The following is a 16,605-nucleotide window of genomic DNA, read 5'->3' on the forward strand; positions in this document are numbered from 1 at the left end:
CGAGCGCACCCGGCCCGGGACGGCCGGGACGGGCTGCTACGGGGTCGGCGGGATGACCGGTTCCACGAAGCTGAAGGTCATGCCGAGCAGCCACACCAGCAGCAGCACCACCGGCAGGTGGAAGAGGAACTGCAGCGAGGTGAAGCCGACGAGGTCGCGCGCCCGCAGTTTCAGAACGGCCAGCAGCGGCAGCATGAAGAACGGGTTGATCAGGTTCGGCAGGGCCTCGGCCACGTTGTAGATCTGCACCGTCCAGCCCAGGTTCATCTGGACATCCGTCGCCGCCTGCATCACATAGGGTGCTTCGACCAGCCACTTGCCACCGCCCGAGGGCACGAAGATGCCCAGGATCGCCGTGTAGATGGCGATGATCACGGCGAAGCCGCCGCCACCGCCCAGGCTGGTGAAGAACTCGGCGAGGTGCTCGGAGACCGTGAGGCCGTCGCTGCCGACGGCACGGGTGAGCACGGCGGCCATCGCGGCGTAGAGCGGGAACTGCACCAGGATGCCGGCGGTGGCCGGCACCGCTTTGGTCACGGCCTGCAGAAAGTTGCGCGGTGTCTTGTGCAGCACGAGACCGAGCACGAGGAACACCAGCAGGTACCCGTTGAGGCTGCTGATCACCGTCAGGAACGGTTTCGTCAGGAACTGCGCGACGAGCCAGCCGAGGGTCATCAGCCCGAGGATCGCCGGGAGGATCCAGTGGAACTCAAGCCACTCCCCCGGGCGGGTGCGGGCCTGGGTGGGTTCGGGCTGGTCGTCGAGGCTCACCTCGAGTTCGGCAGCGGTGCGGATGGCGACGCCGCGGGGTGCTGACAGGTGAGCGACGGTCACGGTGAGAGCCATCATCACCGCGAGCAGCACAAGCGACTGCCAGGTGAAGATCGTGGTGCCGAAGTCGAGCACGCCGGTGACCTTCAGCAGCTCCGGCGGGAGCGAGGTGGCCGTGGCCTGCAACTGCGCCGCGGACGACGACAGCCCCAGCGCCCAGACCGCGCCGAGCCCCATGAAGGCGGCGGCCCCGAGGGCCCGGTAGTCCACGCGCAGGTCGACCCGACGGGCGATCGCCCGAGCCAGGAGCCCGGCGAAGACCAGGCTGAGCCCCCAGTTCAAGAATGACACCGACATCGACAGCAGGGCCACGAAGCTCACGGCTGTCGCCGCGGTCTGCGGCACCGCCGCCAGCTTGTTGATGAGGCGGGCGACCGGGGCCGAGGTGGCCACGACATACCCGGTCAGCACGACCATGGCCATCTGCAGGGTGAAGGCGGTCAGGTCCCAGAAACCGTCTCCGAATGCCGTGACGACCGCGACCGGCGAGGAGCCGTTGGCCAGCGCGGCGATCGCGACGATGATGACGCCGCCGAGCGCGAAGACGTAGGCGTCAGGGAACCATTTCTCGGTCCACCGCGCCATGGACTGCGCCACACGGGCCAGCCCCTTCTCGGAGACGATCTCGGTGCGGGGCATGGCCGTGGTCATGGGTCGGTCCTCTTCATTGAGTGAGTCAGTTTCATTGAGTGAGTCAGTGCCTGAACGCAGACCAGGTCCGCAACCCGGCCAAGGCTAGGTGCCCTGAGTGGGGGTGTCAAAACGCCTGTCCGGATCGGCCGCTGGCAGGCCACGCTCAGGGTTGTCAATTTTCCTAGACATCCGTGGCGGGGTCTGCCTACACTTAAACCTGCGAATGCCCTTTCCTGGGCTGGGGAACTCGTCTTCAGAATCGACACCGATCTCCAGATGAACGACGACGACCATATGCTTCCGACTCCCACCTGTGCCTCCTGCTACGCCGCGATGGCGCCGGTCGGCGGAGGCTGGTGGTGCGATCACTGCGAGGAATTCGCGTAGCCGCTGGGGCAGCCTGCCGGAGAGGTTGGGTAGTGTGGACGGGTTCCACCAGCACCCCACGCAGCTACCAGAGGAGTTCCATGTCGGTCACCGTCTCAGGCGTCATCGCTCGATCGAAGGGTGCGCCGGTGGAGCTCGTCGACATCGTCATCCCCGACCCGGCTGCCGGCGAGGTCATCGTCGATATCGAGACCTGCGGCGTCTGCCACACCGACGTGCACTACCGTGATGGCGGCATCAACGACGAGTTCCCGTTCCTGCTCGGCCATGAGGCCGCCGGTCGGGTGAGCGTCATCGGCGCGGGCGTCACGCACGTCGCCGTGGGCGACTTCGTGGTGCTGAACTGGCGTGCGGTCTGCGGCGACTGCCGTGCCTGCAAGCGCGCCGAGCCCTGGTACTGCTTCAACACCTTCAACGCCACCCAGAAGATGACCCTCACCGACGGCACCGAGCTCACCCCGGCCCTCGGCATCGGCGCCTTCGCCGAGAAGACCCTCGTTCACGAGAAGCAGTGCACCAGGGTCGACCCGGCCGCCGACCCCGCGGTCGTCGGACTGCTCGGCTGCGGCATCATGGCCGGCATCGGCGCCGCCATGAACACGGGCAACGTCACCCGCGGCGACTCGGTCGCCGTGATCGGATGCGGCGGCGTGGGCAACGCGGCCATCGTCGGGGCCCGGCTCGCCGGGGCATCCGTCATCATCGCCATCGACCGCGACGAGAAGAAGCTCGCGACCGCGGTAGCGCTCGGCGCCACGCACAGCATCGACTCCGCCGGCCTCGACGAGGATGGCGTGGTCACGGCCGTGCAGGACCTCACCGGCGGCTTCGGCGCGGATGTCGTGATCGACGCCGTCGGGCGTCCCGAGACCTGGCGGCAGGCGTTCTACGCCCGCGACCTGGCCGGCACGGTCGTGCTGGTGGGCGTGCCCACCCCCGAGATGATGCTCGAGATCCCCCTGCTCGACGTGTTCGGGCGCGGCGGCGCGCTGAAGTCGTCCTGGTACGGCGACTGCCTGCCCGAACGCGACTTCCCGATGCTGACCGACCTCTACCTGCAGGGCCGCCTGCCGCTGGACGAATTCGTCAGCGAGCGCATCGGCATCGGACACATCGAGGAGGCCTTCGCGAAGATGGCCCGCGGCGACGTGCTGCGCTCCGTGGTCGTGCTCTGATGGCCGCCCGCATCGAGCACCTGGTCACCTCCGGCAGCTTCAGCCTCGACGGCGGCACCTGGGACGTCGACAACAACGTCTGGATCGTCGGCGACGACGACGAGTGCGTCGTGATCGACGCCGCCCACGATGTCGACGCCATCCTCACGGCCGTCGGCGACCGCAAGCTGGTGGGCATCCTCTGCACGCACGCGCACGACGACCACATCGGCGCCGTCGCCGGCGTGCAGAAGGCGCACACCGCGCCCACGTATCTGCACCCCGACGACATGATGCTGTGGGACCGGGTCTACCCGGATGCGCCGCCGAGCCGTCCGCTCGAGAACGGTCAGCACATCCAGGTGGCCGGCATCGATCTCGAGGTGCTGCACACCCCCGGGCACTCCCCCGGCGCCGTCTGCTTCTATTCCTCAGCGCTGGGCACCGTGTTCAGCGGCGACACCCTGTTCCACGGCGGACCCGGCGCCACCGGCCGCTCGTTCAGCGACTTCCCCACGATCATCGCGTCGATCACGGGCACACTGCTGACGCTGCCGGCGAGCACGGTCGTACTCACCGGCCACGGCGAGTCGACGACCATCGGCGCCGAAGCCGTGCACCTCGACGAGTGGATCGCCCGCGGCCACTAGGACGTGTCCGGCCGCGACGGATGCCCGCCGCCGGCCGGTCAGCGGCGCACGATCGAGCGCAGCAGCCGCACGACCACGGACAGGGACGCCATGTCGTCCTGGCCGAGGGCGTTGACCTCCTCGAACACGCTGCGGGCCCGGCCGAGCTGTTCCGCGTTGAGCGTCTCCCAGGCCACGACGCGTTCGTCGGCGGTGCCGGCATCCGTCTCGGTGAGCACCGCACGGGTCATGTCGGCGACGACCGCATAGAGGTCGTCGCGGAGGGCGGCGCGGGCCAGGGCCTGCCAGCGGTCCTTGCGTGGCAGCACGGTGATGCGCTCCAGCAGGTTGTCCACCTTGAACCGGTCGTAGACCGTGTAGTAGAGGCTGGCGACGTCGGTCATGGGCTCGTCGACCTGCGCCGCGATCTGCGCCACGTCGAGCAGGGCGAACGCTTCGAAGAGCTCGGCCCATCGGCGGCCGAGATTCTCCGGCACGCCCCACTCCTGGGCCGTCTCCAGGAGGGACAACACCCGTTTCAGGTCGCCGCCCTTGAGGTAGTCGTCGAGGTGCGCGCGCATCAGGTCCATCTGCGGTTTGTACTGGGCGACCACCTCGCCGACGGGGCGCGACGCCCCCTGGTTGACCTGCCAGCGCACGGCCCGGTCGAGCAGGCGACGGATGTCCAGGTGGATCGCCGTCCAGTGCTTCGTCGGGAACGACGACGGCAGGGCGTTGACCTCGCCGACGAGCACGTCGATCTCGAAGATCTCCCGCAGGGCGACGAACGCCTTGGCGACCGTGGCCTGGTTCGCCGAGGTCTCCTCCATGGCCCGGAACGCGAAGGTCACCCCGCCGAGGTTGATCATGTCGTTGGCCACGACGGTGGCGATGATCTCGCGGCGCAGCGGATGCGTGTCGAGCTCGGCGTCGAAACGCTCGGACAGCTGTTTCGGGAAGTAACGGCGCAGCGTGCGGCCGAACCACGGGTCGTCGGGCAGGTCGCTGTCCCGCAGCGACGTGGCCAGCTCGATCTTGGCGTACGCCGCGAGCACCGAGAGCTCCGGCGAGGTCAGACCCTGGCCCGTCTCGAGGCGCTCCCGCAGCGTCGCGGTGGTGGGCAGCGCCTCGAGTTCGCGCTTGAGGTCGCCCGAGGCCTCCTGCCAGTCCATCAGCCGCTCGTAGCTGGGGCTCCAGGTGGTCACCTTCGCCCGGTCGTTGAGCAGCAGGATGTTCTGGTCGACGTTGTCTTCCAGCACCAGCCGGGCCACCTCGTCGGACATGGAGGCGAGGAACTCCGAGCGCTCCGACTCGGCCAGCTTGCCGGCGGCCACCATCCGGTCGACGAAGATCTTGATGTTGACCTCGTGGTCGGAGCAGTCCACCCCGGCCGAGTTGTCGATCGCGTCGGTGTTCAGGATGACACCCGTGAGGGCTGCCTCGATGCGCCCGTGCTGGGTCATCCCGAGGTTGCCGCCCTCACCGACGACCTTGACGCGCAGGTCCCGGCCGTCGACCCGGATGGCGTCGTTCGCCTTGTCGCCGACCTCGGCGGCCGTCTCGGTGCTGGCCTTCACATAGGTGCCGATGCCGCCGTTGTAAAGCAGGTCGGCGGGGGCGGTCAGGATCGCGCGGAGCAGTTCCGGCGGACTCAGCCGCACAGTGCCCTCCGGCAGCCCGAGGGCGGCGCGCACCTCGGCGGAGATCGGCACGACCTTGGACTGGCGCGGGAAGACCCCGCCGCCGGCGCTGATCAGGCCGGGGTTGTAGTCCGCCCAGGAGGAACGCGGCAGCGCGAACAGGCGCCGGCGTTCCTGGAAGGAGGTCGCGGCATCCGGATTCGGGTCCAGGAAAATGTGCCGGTGGTCGAAGGCCGCCAGCAGACGGATGTGCTGCGACAGCAGCATTCCGTTGCCGAAGACGTCGCCGGACATGTCGCCCACCCCGACGACCGTGAAGTCCTCCGCCTGCGTGTCGACGCCCAGCTCGCTGAAGTGGCGTTTGACCGACTCCCACGCGCCGCGGGCGGTGATGCCCATGGCCTTGTGGTCGTAGCCGATCGAACCGCCGGACGCGAACGCGTCCCCCAGCCAGAAACCGTATTCGGCGGCGAGCCCGTTGGCCACGTCCGAGAAGGTGGCCGTGCCCTTGTCGGCGGCGACGACGAGGTAGGAATCGTCGTCGTCGTGTCGCACCACCCGGGCCGGCGGCACGAGCAGCTCCCCCTCCGGCGTGGTCACCAGGTTGTCGGTGAGGTCGAGCAGCCCCCGGATGAACGTCTTGTAGCTCGCGATGCCCTCAGCCATCCAGGCCGCGCGGTCGAGAGCCGGATCGGGCAGCTGCTTCGCGAAGAAACCGCCCTTTGCGCCGGTCGGCACGATCACGGCGTTCTTGACCGTCTGCGCCTTGACCAGGCCGAGCACCTCGGTGCGGAAATCCTCCCGCCGGTCTGACCAGCGCAGCCCGCCGCGGGCCACCTTGCCGAAGCGGAGATGCACGCCCTCCACCTGCGGGGAGTACACCCAGATCTCATATTTCGGCCGCGGGAACGGCAGCAGGTCGATCGAGGTCGGGTCGAGCTTGATGCTCAGGTAGGGCTTGTCCTGGAAGAAGTTCGTGCGCAGCGACGACTCGATCAGGTTGATCAGGGTGCGCAGCACCCGGTCGGCGTCGAGCGTGGTGACCTGTTCCATGGCCGCTGTGAGTTCCTCGGTGACCTGCAGGCTGCGACGGATGCGTTCCGTCTCCGCCAGGTCGGGATCGAACCGGGCCTCGAAGAGCTCCACCAGCCCCCGGGTGACGGCCGGATTGGCGAGCAGGGTGTCGGCGATGAAGCCGTAGGAGTTGGTGTTGCCGGCCTGGCGCAGGTACTTGGCGTAGCTGCGCAGGATGACGACCCGGTGCCAGGGCATGCCTTCCCGCAGCACGAGGCGGTCCAGGCCGTCCGATTGGATGGCCCCGCTGACGGCGGCGCCGAAGGAGTCGGCCAGGAGCGCGCCGGTCGTGATCGGGTCCACGCCCTCGGGGTAGTTGAGGCCCAGGTCGTAGAGGTAGAAGGCGCGGCCGTCCGCGGTCTCGATTTCGAAGGGCACCTCATCGAGCACCTCGATGCCGAGGTTCTGCAGGAACGGCAGGATCTGGCTGAGGCTCTTGGGCTCCATCATGTAGAGCTTGATGCGGGCATCCTCTTCCGGGATCTCCCCGGCACCGGTGGGCAGGTAGACGTAGAGGCCCGGGCGGGCCGTGCCCACGCCGGCGCGGAGGGCGTCCTGCGCGGCGGCGTCGGCCGCCTCGAACCGGCCGATGTCCTGCAGGGCGTTCTCGATCTCGTAGTCCACCCGGTAGCTGGCGGGGAAGGCCTCGGCCCACAGGTCGGACAGGCGCTCCGCCTCATCCACCGGGCGGCTCTCGCGCAGCTGCTCACTGAGACCCTCCGACCAGGAACGCACCGCCATCACCAGGCGGCGTTCCAGCGCGGCGGCGTCGACGGAGACGGCCGGGGCGTCCTTCGGCAAACGGATGCGGAAGAACAGCCGGGCGAGGGCGGATTCCGTCATGCGGGCTTCGAAGTCGACGGACTCCGCGGTGAAGGTGACCCGCAACTCCTCCTCGATCCGCAGGCGCACGGCGGTCGTGTAACGGTCACGCGGCAGGTAGACCATGGCGGTCATGAAACGGCCGTAGACATCCGGTCGCAGGAAGAGCCGGGTGCGGCGCCGTTCCTGCAGGCGCTGGATGGCGAGCGCGGTGGTCAGCAGGGTGGGCACGTCGATCTGGAACAGCTCGTCGCGCGGGTAGGTTTCCATGATCCCCATCAGGTCCTTGCCGCTGTGCGACCCGGCCGGGAACCCGGCCTGGGTCATCACGGCGTCGACCTTGTCGCGCAGGATCGGAACGTCGCTCACGGAGCTGGTGTACGCGGTGGCGGCGAACAGGCCGATGAAACGGCGTTCTCCGACGACTCTGCCCTCGGTGTCGAAACTCTTGATGCCGATGTAGTCGAAGTAGGCCGGACGGTGAACGCTGGAGCGGGAGTTCGCCTTGGTGATCACCAGGGCGGCGCGTTCGCGCGCCTTCTGGCGGCCGGCATCCGTGAGGTGCTGGATCTGGTGGCCGTCATCCTCGGACCGCAACAGCCCCAGGCCACTGCCCTCGCGGATGACCAGCACGTCTTCGCCGTCGACGGTCTCCAGGTCGTACTCGCGGTAACCGAGGAAGGTGAAGTTGTCGCCGCCCAGCCAGCCCAGCAGCTCCTGAGCCTGCCGGATGTCCTCGATGCCCTCGGCGTGGGCCACCTCGTCGAGCGCAGCGGCGATCTCCTGGGCCTTCAGGGTCATCGCCGGCCAATCCTCCACGGCGGCCCGCACATCGCCGAGCACTTTCAGCAGGCCGGCCCGGAGGCGCACCTGGGCCTCGTCGGTGGCGCGGTCGATCTCGATCGCGATCCACGATTCGCGCTGGCTGGCGTCATCTTTCGCGGCGGTCGCCGACACGCGGGCGGCGCTCTGCAGCTCGTGGCTGTCACGGTCCCGGGCAACGACCAGCAGCGGGTGCACGACCAGGTGGATGGCGGCGTGCTGCCGCACGATCTCGGCGGTGACCGAGTCGACCAGGAACGGCATGTCGTCCATGACGACGTAGATGACGCTGCGATCGGATTCGTTCCGGATCTCGACGCGGGCGGCGCCCGGCATCCGGTCCCGGGCGACCTGCCAGTGCTGCAGGGCCCGCGTGCGCAGCAACTCCACGTCGTAGTTCTGGCGGTCTTCGCCCGCGAGGTGCTCGTAGTAGTCGAGGAGGAAAGCGTCGAGCGTGTCTTGCGGGGGCAGACCCGCACGGGTGGACTCAGACGTCATTGAAAAATAGCCTCCATCAGATATCCGGCTTCCGCGTCGTTGCGGTCACCGTCGAGCCGTGGGTTCTCCGACGCGAACGTGGGCCCCCCATCCATCGTAGTTTTGTTCCGCTGATCCGCCACTCGCCCGTCGGCGGGTCCCCGAATCGGGCGCGCGAGAGTCACCTTTCCGGTCGAGAGTGCCCGTTCTACCGGTCACTCTCGACCGGAACGGGAACCCTCGGCGCTCGTAGGATGGGCGGATGCGCGCGATTCTGATCGACTCCCCCGGCGGCCCCGAACGACTCACCCTCACGACGGTGGCCGACCGTGCGGTCGGGGCCCGGGACATCCGGATTCAGGTGGCCGCGGCGGGCGTGAACCGGGCGGATGTCGCGCAGCGGCAGGGCAGCTACCCCTCGCCGGCCGGCGCGCCCGAATGGCCCGGGCTGGAGGTGTCCGGGGTGGTGATCGAGGTCGGCGACGCCGTCACCCGGTTCGCGCGGGGCGACCGGGTGTGCGCCCTGCTCGCGGGCGGCGGTTACGCCACCGAGGCCGTTGTGCACGAGGATCTGGCGTTGCCGGTTCCGGATTCCGTCGACCTGGTCGAGGCCGCCGGGCTGCCCGAGGCGCTGGCCACGGTCTGGTCGAATGTGTTCCTCTCCGCCGGGCTGGCCGCGGGCGAGACCCTGCTCGTGCACGGCGGGGCCAGCGGCATCGGCACCACCGCCGTGCAGCTGGGCGTGCTGGCCGGCGCCCGGGTGGCGGTGACGGCCGGGTCGGCGGAGAAGCTCGCGGTGTGCCGCAGTCTGGGCGCGGAAATCCTGATCAACTATCGCGAGCAGGATTTCCCGGCCGAGATCGCCGCCGCCACCGACGGGCACGGCGCGGACGTGATCCTCGACATCATCGGCGGCTCCTACGCGGCCCGCAATGTGGCGGCACTCGCCGTCGACGGCCGCATCATGGTGATCGCCAACCAGAGCGGCGAGCACGCCGACTTCAACCCGTTCCACCTGATGCTGAAGCGCGGTCGCTACTGGGGCACCACCCTCCGGGCCCGTCCGTTCGAGCAGAAAGCTGCGATCATGCAGGCCCTCCGCACGGATGTCTGGCCCTGGCTCGAATCCGGCCGCATCCGCCCGGTGATCGACAGCACTTTCCCGTTCGAGGCGGCCGCGGAGGCCCACCGCCGGCTGGAGGCATCCGTTCACGTGGGCAAGATCCTCCTAACCCCCTGACCCTGCCTCCGTCCGGCCCCCCGCCGGCCCCGGCCCCCTGCCCCCTGCCCCCTGCCGACCCGGCCCCCGGGCATAACTCCTGCAATTCGGCTGCGAACGGCCCATTTTCGCCCGTTTCGGGGCTCTCCCGAAGAATCTGCAGGAGTTATGCACGCACGGCTCAGCCACTGCCACCGGGCCGGGCCCGCACGCCCTGCTACCGTGAAGGCTCACGTCCTCCCGGCCGTTGATCCCCACCGGATAGGAACCACCCGCATGAAGAACTGGTCCTTCAACACCTGCGCGATCGCCGGGTTCAGTTTCAGCACCTTCGCGGTGGCGCTGGTCATCTTCAATGCGGTCACGGCCAGCCAGTTCCTCACCCCGCTGTTGACTCTGGCGGGGCTGTCCCTGCTGATCGGCGGCGCGCTCTCGGTACGCGCCCACTTCCTCTGGTCCCGCGGCGGCAGCCGCTAGCTGCCGACGCTCCGGGCACCGTTCCGGGCACCGTTCCGGGTGCCGCTAGATGACGAAGTTGCCGCCGGGGGCGCGCTCGACCTCGGCCAGGCTGGCCGGGATGTTCGTGGCGTTCACCGGCTCGTCGCTGTAGGTGGACGTGACCAGGATGGGCAGGTGGTCGGAGGTGCCCAGCGGCAGCGTTTCGACGCTGTCGATGGTCAGACCGATGGAGGTGGCCAGGTCGAAGTGGCCGCGGAAGAACTTGTACCGCGTGTAGGTGCGGGTGTCGCTCAAGGTGAGGTCGTAGCCGGACTGGGTGACGTGGTCGCCGAGGCGCCCCTTGAAGATGGGGTAGTTGTAGTCGCCCACCATCAGGGTCGGCAGGCCCGGGCCGAGCAGGTTCAGTTCCTCGTGCGCGGTACGGATCTGGTTGCGCCGCAGGGAATTGAGCGCGGTCAGCGGCGCGGCATGGAACGACGCGACGACGAGCTCGCGGTGGGCCACGATATCGGTCAGCCGGGTGCCGATCAGGCGCTCGTGCGCGGGAGTCAGAACCCGGTCGTGCAGCGACTTCTTCAACGCGAAGGTCTGGGTCTTCTCGTTGGTGAACCGGTCTTTGCGGTAGTAGATCGCCAGGCCCAGGCGATTGCGCACGGTGGAGTCGGCCAGGTGCAGACGACCGATCTCCTCGGGAAGTTCCAGGGTGTCGCACTCCTGCAGACACAGGACGTCCGGATCGTAGTGATCGGACAGGGCGATGAGCTCTCCACTGGCACGATTTTTGCGGAGGTTGTAGCTGATGACTTTCACGACTGACCTTTTTCGACTCGACTCGACTCGATGAACACCCACCCAGCCTACGTTTGCGACGGCGAAATGCTATATCGGCAGGGTGAATTCTCGGTGACGCCCGTGCGAGACTCGGGGCATGAAGCAGGATGCGATGGGCCCGGTTACGGTGACAGCCACGGTGGAGTCGGTCAGCCGCGATGACCGGCACCGCTTCAGCAAGGCCACGGTGCCGGGCATCCGTTTGATCGCCGGATTCGGGGTGGAGGGCGACGCTCACGCCGGAACCACCACGCAGCACCGCTACCTGGTGCGGACGGATCCGACCCGGCCGAACCTCACCCAGGTGCACTTCCTGGCCGCCGAATTGTTCGACGAGCTGCAGGGCGCCGGCTTCGAGGTCTCCGCCGGTGAACTGGGCGAGAACGTCACGACCCGCGGGCTGGATCTGTTCAGCCTTCCGCGGGGCGCCCGGCTTCGGCTCGGTGCCGACGCCGTCGTGGAGATCACCGGGATGCGCAACCCGTGCTCCAAGATCAACGGCCTGCAGAAGGGCTTGATGAAACGCCTGATCACCACGGATGCCTCGGGCCAGGTGATCCGCAAGGCCGGCATCATGGGCGTCGTCATCGTCGGCGGAACGGTTTCGCCCGGCGACGGGATAGTGGTGGACGTGCCGTCCGGGGAACAGGTTGCGCTCGGCGTGGTCTGAACGCGGCGACGCCTACGGGGAGCCGGGGCCGGGATCCTGCTATTCTCGGCCTCACCCGCCCGTTAAGGAGCCACGATGGCACGCAAGACGTACACCACAGATCAGAAGATCTCCCGCCTCAGGATCTACAACATCGTGGCCGGCTCCCTGCACCTCGTGCAGGCTCTCGGCTTCGCCTACGTGCTCACCCTCCTCAGCACGCAGGTCACCTTCGCGGTCACCGCCGACTACCTGTCCGGTCCGCCCGGCGTGCCGCTGCCGCCCGAGCGCGTCACGCTCTTCGACGTCAACGTGGGTATCGGAGTCGTCTCCTTTCTGGCCCTGTCGGCCTTCTTCCACTTCCTGATCTCGTCGCCGAAGTTCTTCCCCCGCTACGCGGCCGGCCTCAAAGCCAACCGGAACTACTTCCGCTGGGTCGAATACTCCCTGAGCTCCTCGATCATGATCTGGCTGATCGCCCAGATCACGGGAATCACGGATATCGCGGCCCTGTTCTCGATCTTCGCCGCCAACGCCGCCATGATCATGTTCGGGGCGTTGCAGGAAAAGTACGAGACACCCGGCAACGGCAAGTTCCTGCCCTTCATCTTCGGGTCGATGGTGGGGGTGGTGCCGTGGGTCGTCATCCTGATCTACTTCATCGGCCCCGGCTCGACCAGCGAGGCCGAACCACCGGCCTTCGTCTACGGCATCATCATCTCCCTCTTCCTGTTCTTCAACACGTTCGCGGTGAACCAGGTTCTGCAGTACCGCCAGATCGGTGGTTGGCGCGACTACCTCCGCGGCGAGCGCGCTTACATCACGCTGAGCCTGGTCGCCAAAACCGCGCTGGCTTGGCAGGTCTTCTCCGGAGCGATCATCCCGGCCCTCACCTAGGGCAGGCGCCCGCGTCGGGTTCTCACGGCGGGCGGGCGCCCTACCGCGGGCCGGACGCGGGGACTACATTGGGGGCCGTCGGCCTCGGCCGAGGTCGGCATCCGTTGTCAGTCCCAGCCACCGGCGAGGAGCCCACGATGAAAGCCGAACGAATCCAACTCGAACCGCGCACCCTGGTGGGCGTGCACGAAACGCCCCGAATGGATAACCTCACCGAGTTCATGGGGCGGGCCTTTGAGACCGCCGCCACCGAGATCGGCAAGCAGGGCGCCCACCCGGCCGGCCCTCCGATCTCGATGTATCACGGCGTACCGACCGACACCGTGGACGTCACGGCCGGGTTCCCCGTGGCCGAGCCGGTCACGCCGACTCCCGGAGTGGTGGTCGAGACGCTGCCGGGCGGCCCGGCGATAGAAGCCATCCACACCGGGTCGTACGACACCCTGACCGAGACCTACGCCGAACTCACCGTCTGGCTCACGGAGCAGAAGCTGACCCTTTCACCCGATATGTGGGAGGAGTACGTGGTTGGCCCCGACACCGAACCGGACCCCGCCAAATGGCGGACCCGGATCGTGTTCCCGCTGAGCTGAGCGGGGGGCGAGCAGCGCGAGGCGGCGAGGCGGGTCTCGACAGGCTCGACCACCGGTGCAGGCTCGACCACCGGTGCAGGCTCGACCACCGGGTCTCGACAGGCTCGACCACCGGTGCAGGCTCGACCACCGGTGCAGGCTCGACCAGCGGCGGCATCAACGGCGGCGGGGGGTGATCACGTCGAGCCGGCGGCTGACGACGGTTCCGTCGGCCCAGGCGGCGGCCAGTCGGATCAACGCGTCGACGGCCGTCGGCACGGATGTGCGGGTGCGGCAGGAGCACCACCCCGCCGCCTCGAAGCTGGCCCGCAGCGCCACCTCGTAGTCGTCCCGGGTGAACCCCGGGATCTCCCGCACGACCGCTGTCGTGGTGGTGCCGTCAGAACTGAAACCCGAGAACAAGCGCCCGCACGGGCACCGGCCGTTCGGATTGGCCGCGCTGGTCGGGCACGGGTCGAGCATCCACACGAGTTCCCCCGGGATGCAGCTCGTGAAGTCCCGCGGGTGCGCGCCCTGGGTTGCCTCGGTGGCCACTAGAGCCTTCATCGTCTTCTCCATATTCTCGGCACGAGTGTCTGTGAGTAGATACGAATCACGCTAGGTGCAGCCACCGACACTGGGCCGCTCGGCACAGCCCTGACGCGGTGAGACGACAGGTTTGAGGGGTCGACGGATGCCGCCACCCCTCAAACCTGTCGTCTCACCGGCAATGCCGGCCCTACAGAGACGAGGAGCGCTTGCCCGCGCGCCCGGCAGCACCCCGGCCCGCTGCGCCCGGACCGTCGAGGAACTCGAGCACGTCCGGCATGAGGCGGGGATCCGTGCTCGCCGCCAGGTGGCCCTTGCCGGGGTACAGGATCAGCCGGCCGTTCGGGATGAGCGCCGCCGTGTCCCGGAACAGGTCGGGCGGATAGAAGCCGTCCCGGTCGCCGCCGATCACCAGGGTGGGCGCTTCGATCTCTCCCAGCCGTCCGCGCAGGTTGAAGGCGTCATCCGCGCGGATGGTGGTGATCAGGTCCGGACTGGACCGGCCGAACATCATCGGGCCCAGCAACCACCCCATTCCCGCCGCCAGCCGGCTCGGCGAATTGTCGCCGCTGATGCGGAACATCTCCCGGCTGGCCTGCCGCGGTCGCCCGGCGAGCACCTCCTCCGCGACGCGTCGCATGACCTTCCGAGCATTGGGCCCCATCGCGTAGGCCGCCGAGACGAGGATCAGCCGTTGCACCACATCGGGGTGGTCGGCGGCGAGCTGCAGGGCCATGCTCCCTCCGGTCGAGGTGCCCATCACGTCGACGGGCCCCGGGAACTCCAGGCGCAGGGCGTCGGCGTAGTCCCGCGCGATGTCGGCCATCCCGGCGTTCGGGTCGAGGCCTGCATGCGGGGTCAACCGGAGCACCCGGTGCCGGGTCGCCAGCGGCATCAGCATCTGGGCGGCGAACATGCGCTCCAAGCCGACCGCCGGCTCGTAGTTCTGCAGGAGGCCGGGGATCGCCACCAGCGGCGTGCCCGCACCGAACCTCAGATAGGGCATCCCGCCGAGCAGGGTGCCGGTTCGCCGCACCTGGGAGTGCGCATCGGTGGCTTTCTTCGTTTCTGTCATGGGGGGCATCGAATCGACCCTTTCGTGTCGGTGACTGTTCGGAGGCGCACAGCCGGCTCCGCGGGAACCGTTGGTGACAGTACCCGCGCCCCGAGACGCCCGAAACCGCCGCCCCGGATCGCCCGGCACGGCAGCAGCGTCGGTGGTCAGCCCAGCCGCTCAGCCCAGCCGCTCAGCCCAGCCGCTCAGCCCAGCCGCTCAGCCCAGCCGCTCAGCCCAGCGGGTCGCTCGGGCCGAGGCCGATCAGGCGCAGCCAGCCGAGCAGTTGCAGGGGGTCGACGGATGCCGCGCGGAACCCGACATGGCCGTCGGGTCGCACGATGAGCACGCCCGTTCCTGGGCGGTCGGTCAGGCGGTGCACGTGGATGCGGGCATCCGTCAGCGCCGGGGTGAGAGGCGGGATCGCCGGGTCGGCCGCCGCCGCCTGCAGCAGGATGTGCACTCCCGGCCGCGCGAGCAGGTTGTGCAGCCGCACCCGCACTCCCGCGCAGGTGACCTCGGTGTCGGCCAGCCGGTCGCCCGGGTGCGGGCCGGTCGGAGCCGGCAGGCCGCCGTTGACCGAGAGCGGGCTGTGCCGGTAGCGCAGCCCGAACTGGGACAGGGTGCGCGCGCCGGCCGCCATCAGGCGCCGCCGCCGTATCAGCCACGGCAGCACGGGGGCGCCGATCGGCACGAGCACCGCGCGAAGGAACTGGGCCAACGGATGCCGGCTGGCCTCGGCCCAGAAGATGACGTGCGTCGCGCGCAGCACCCGCTGGTCGACGGGGCGCCGTTCGGCCTCGTAGGAGTTCAGCAACAGTTGCGGCGGGCGCGCAGCATTCTGCGCGAAGGCCAGCTTCCAGCCGAGGTTGAGGGCGTCCTGGATACCGAGGTTCATGCCCTGGCCGCCCGCCGGGGAGTGCGCATGGGCGGCATCGCCGGCGAGGAAGAACGGCCCGCGACGAAAATGCGTGGCCAGCCGGTGCTGCAGTCGCACCGGGGCCGACCAGACGACCGTCCTGATGCGGGCCGGCAGCCGGGCGGCGTCGAGCAGCGCCTGCAGTTCGGCCCGCGGCACGTGAGCACCGGGCTGCCCGAACGCGGCCGGCGCCCGGCCCGCGGGACGGGAGGCCAGCATCCGCCAGACCGCGCGCTCACCACGCGCGAACAGGAACAGCACCCCGCTTCGCGCGGCGGCGACATGCGCAACGGTCGGCTCGAGCGAGTCGCCGACGCCGGCCTGCGGGCCCAGGTGCGGGCCCAGCTCGAGGTCGGCGAGCACGACCTCCTCGGCGTAGTCGCCGCCGCGCCACGCCCCCACCCGGCCGCGCACCATGCTGGCGGCGCCGTCGCAGCCCACCAGGTAGCGGTACGGGATCTCCTCCTGCACCCCCTCCCGGCGGATGACCGCGCGCCGGGGCTGCAGCCGGAACCCCCGCAGCTCGGTTCCCCGCTCGATGCTCACACCGCGTGCCTCGAGCGCCTGGGCGAACACGGCCTCCACATCGGCCTGGCGGATCACGAGCAGGTGCGGGAAGGCCGTGCCGGGCAGGTCGAGCGCTTCGACGTGCACGGTCACGACCCGCGAACGCAGGTGCAGTTGCGCGGAGGCGGTGGTGTCGCCGCGGGCGAGGAGGGCATCCGTCACGCCCAGGGGACGCAGCAGCTCGAGCGTGCGCGGATGCATCAACAGCGCTTTCGACGGCCGGAACAGCTCGGCCCGGCGCTCGATGACGCGCACCCGGGCCCCGTGGTCGTGCGCCTGCAGGGCCAGGGCCAGCCCGGTGGGGCCGGCCCCCACCACGAGGATCTCGGCGGCCGACCCGCTCACCGCCGCGAGCCCCGACCTGCGCCGCGCCGTGCGCTCTGCGCGGCGCCCTGCCCCGCTCTCCGCACCGCCGGAACG

General features: G+C 69.2%; 13 protein-coding genes. 7 read left to right on the forward strand and 6 right to left on the reverse strand.

The features are described 5' to 3' along the window. Positions 1-36: 36 nt before the first annotated feature. A complete protein-coding gene (locus E3T49_RS15620) occupies positions 37-1,482 on the reverse strand; it encodes a short-chain fatty acid transporter (protein ID WP_134425839.1) in 1,446 nt (481 codons plus the stop codon). A gap of 449 nt (positions 1,483-1,931) precedes the next feature. Here E3T49_RS15620 and E3T49_RS15625 point away from each other — a divergent pair, with 449 nt between their 5' ends. Next, a complete protein-coding gene (locus tag E3T49_RS15625; protein ID WP_134425840.1) occupies positions 1,932-3,026 on the forward strand; it encodes an S-(hydroxymethyl)mycothiol dehydrogenase in 1,095 nt (364 codons plus the stop codon). Then, positions 3,026-3,655: an MBL fold metallo-hydrolase gene (locus tag E3T49_RS15630; RefSeq protein WP_134425841.1), complete on the forward strand. Its 630-nt coding sequence runs from the start codon at positions 3,026-3,028 to the stop codon at positions 3,653-3,655. Before E3T49_RS15625 ends, E3T49_RS15630 begins: the two co-directional genes overlap by 1 nt. Before the next feature lie 38 nt (positions 3,656-3,693). On the opposite strand, the gene E3T49_RS15635 is transcribed toward E3T49_RS15630, so the two are convergent. Further along, positions 3,694-8,490 carry an NAD-glutamate dehydrogenase gene (locus E3T49_RS15635; protein ID WP_134425842.1) on the reverse strand — a complete coding sequence of 1,599 codons (4,797 nt, stop codon included), beginning with the start codon at positions 8,488-8,490 and terminating at the stop codon, positions 3,694-3,696. Positions 8,491-8,731: 241 nt separating this feature from the next. On the opposite strand from E3T49_RS15635, the gene E3T49_RS15640 reads away from it, so the two are divergent. Beyond that, positions 8,732-9,709, forward strand: coding sequence for an NAD(P)H-quinone oxidoreductase (locus E3T49_RS15640; protein ID WP_134425843.1), 978 nt, complete (start codon positions 8,732-8,734; stop codon positions 9,707-9,709). A 255-nt stretch (positions 9,710-9,964) separates the two neighbouring features. Next, positions 9,965-10,165, forward strand: coding sequence for a hypothetical protein (locus tag E3T49_RS15645; protein WP_134425844.1), 201 nt, complete (start codon positions 9,965-9,967; stop codon positions 10,163-10,165). 45 nt (positions 10,166-10,210) lie between these two features. Here the strand turns inward: E3T49_RS15645 and E3T49_RS15650 are convergent, their stop codons facing one another. Continuing rightward, positions 10,211-10,957, reverse strand: coding sequence for an endonuclease/exonuclease/phosphatase family protein (locus E3T49_RS15650; protein WP_134425845.1), 747 nt, complete (start codon positions 10,955-10,957; stop codon positions 10,211-10,213). 118 nt (positions 10,958-11,075) lie between these two features. Between E3T49_RS15650 and E3T49_RS15655 the strand changes: the two genes are divergently transcribed. From E3T49_RS15655 to E3T49_RS15665, 3 genes are all read left to right on the forward strand, one after another. After that, positions 11,076-11,648, forward strand: a complete 573-nt coding sequence (locus tag E3T49_RS15655) for an MOSC domain-containing protein (protein WP_241972862.1) — start codon at positions 11,076-11,078, stop codon at positions 11,646-11,648. Between the two features lie 75 nt (positions 11,649-11,723). Continuing rightward, positions 11,724-12,524, forward strand: coding sequence for a heliorhodopsin HeR (heR, locus tag E3T49_RS15660; RefSeq protein WP_134425846.1), 801 nt, complete (start codon positions 11,724-11,726; stop codon positions 12,522-12,524). 137 nt (positions 12,525-12,661) lie between these two features. Continuing rightward, a complete protein-coding gene (locus tag E3T49_RS15665) occupies positions 12,662-13,117 on the forward strand; it encodes a GyrI-like domain-containing protein (protein WP_134425847.1) in 456 nt (151 codons plus the stop codon). Positions 13,118-13,273: 156 nt separating this feature from the next. Here the strand turns inward: E3T49_RS15665 and E3T49_RS15675 are convergent, their stop codons facing one another. The 3 genes from E3T49_RS15675 to E3T49_RS15685 form a co-directional block, all read right to left on the reverse strand. Then, positions 13,274-13,663: a DUF7715 family protein gene (locus tag E3T49_RS15675; protein ID WP_134425848.1), complete on the reverse strand. Its 390-nt coding sequence runs from the start codon at positions 13,661-13,663 to the stop codon at positions 13,274-13,276. 172 nt (positions 13,664-13,835) lie between these two features. After that, complete coding sequence (locus E3T49_RS15680) at positions 13,836-14,720, reverse strand: alpha/beta fold hydrolase (protein ID WP_166785589.1); 885 nt, start codon at positions 14,718-14,720, stop codon at positions 13,836-13,838. Positions 14,721-14,931: 211 nt separating this feature from the next. Further along, positions 14,932-16,605: FAD-dependent monooxygenase (locus E3T49_RS15685; RefSeq protein WP_338145435.1), on the reverse strand; the 1,674-nt coding region annotated here is incomplete at its 5' end.

Origin of the sequence: Cryobacterium cryoconiti, assembly GCF_004403065.1 — a bacterium.
Classification (GTDB): Bacteria; Actinomycetota; Actinomycetes; order Actinomycetales; family Microbacteriaceae; genus Cryobacterium; species Cryobacterium cryoconiti.

Bases quoted from the DNA above. Each gene is read 5' to 3' on its own strand.
- E3T49_RS15645 (WP_134425844.1), top strand. From the start codon at position 9,965: ATGAAGAACTGGTCCTTCAACACCTGCGCGATCGCCGGGTTCAGTTTC.
- E3T49_RS15655 (WP_241972862.1), top strand. From the start codon at position 11,076: ATGAAGCAGGATGCGATGGGCCCGGTTACGGTGACAGCCACGGTGGAG.
- E3T49_RS15635 (WP_134425842.1), bottom strand. From the start codon at position 8,490: ATGACGTCTGAGTCCACCCGTGCGGGTCTGCCCCCGCAAGACACGCTC.
- E3T49_RS15665 (WP_134425847.1), top strand. From the start codon at position 12,662: ATGAAAGCCGAACGAATCCAACTCGAACCGCGCACCCTGGTGGGCGTG.
- heR (WP_134425846.1), top strand. From the start codon at position 11,724: ATGGCACGCAAGACGTACACCACAGATCAGAAGATCTCCCGCCTCAGG.
- E3T49_RS15640 (WP_134425843.1), top strand. From the start codon at position 8,732: ATGCGCGCGATTCTGATCGACTCCCCCGGCGGCCCCGAACGACTCACC.
- E3T49_RS15620 (WP_134425839.1), bottom strand. From the start codon at position 1,482: ATGACCACGGCCATGCCCCGCACCGAGATCGTCTCCGAGAAGGGGCTG.
- E3T49_RS15625 (WP_134425840.1), top strand. From the start codon at position 1,932: ATGTCGGTCACCGTCTCAGGCGTCATCGCTCGATCGAAGGGTGCGCCG.
- E3T49_RS15680 (WP_166785589.1), bottom strand. From the start codon at position 14,720: ATGACAGAAACGAAGAAAGCCACCGATGCGCACTCCCAGGTGCGGCGA.
- E3T49_RS15630 (WP_134425841.1), top strand. From the start codon at position 3,026: ATGGCCGCCCGCATCGAGCACCTGGTCACCTCCGGCAGCTTCAGCCTC.
- E3T49_RS15675 (WP_134425848.1), bottom strand. From the start codon at position 13,663: ATGAAGGCTCTAGTGGCCACCGAGGCAACCCAGGGCGCGCACCCGCGG.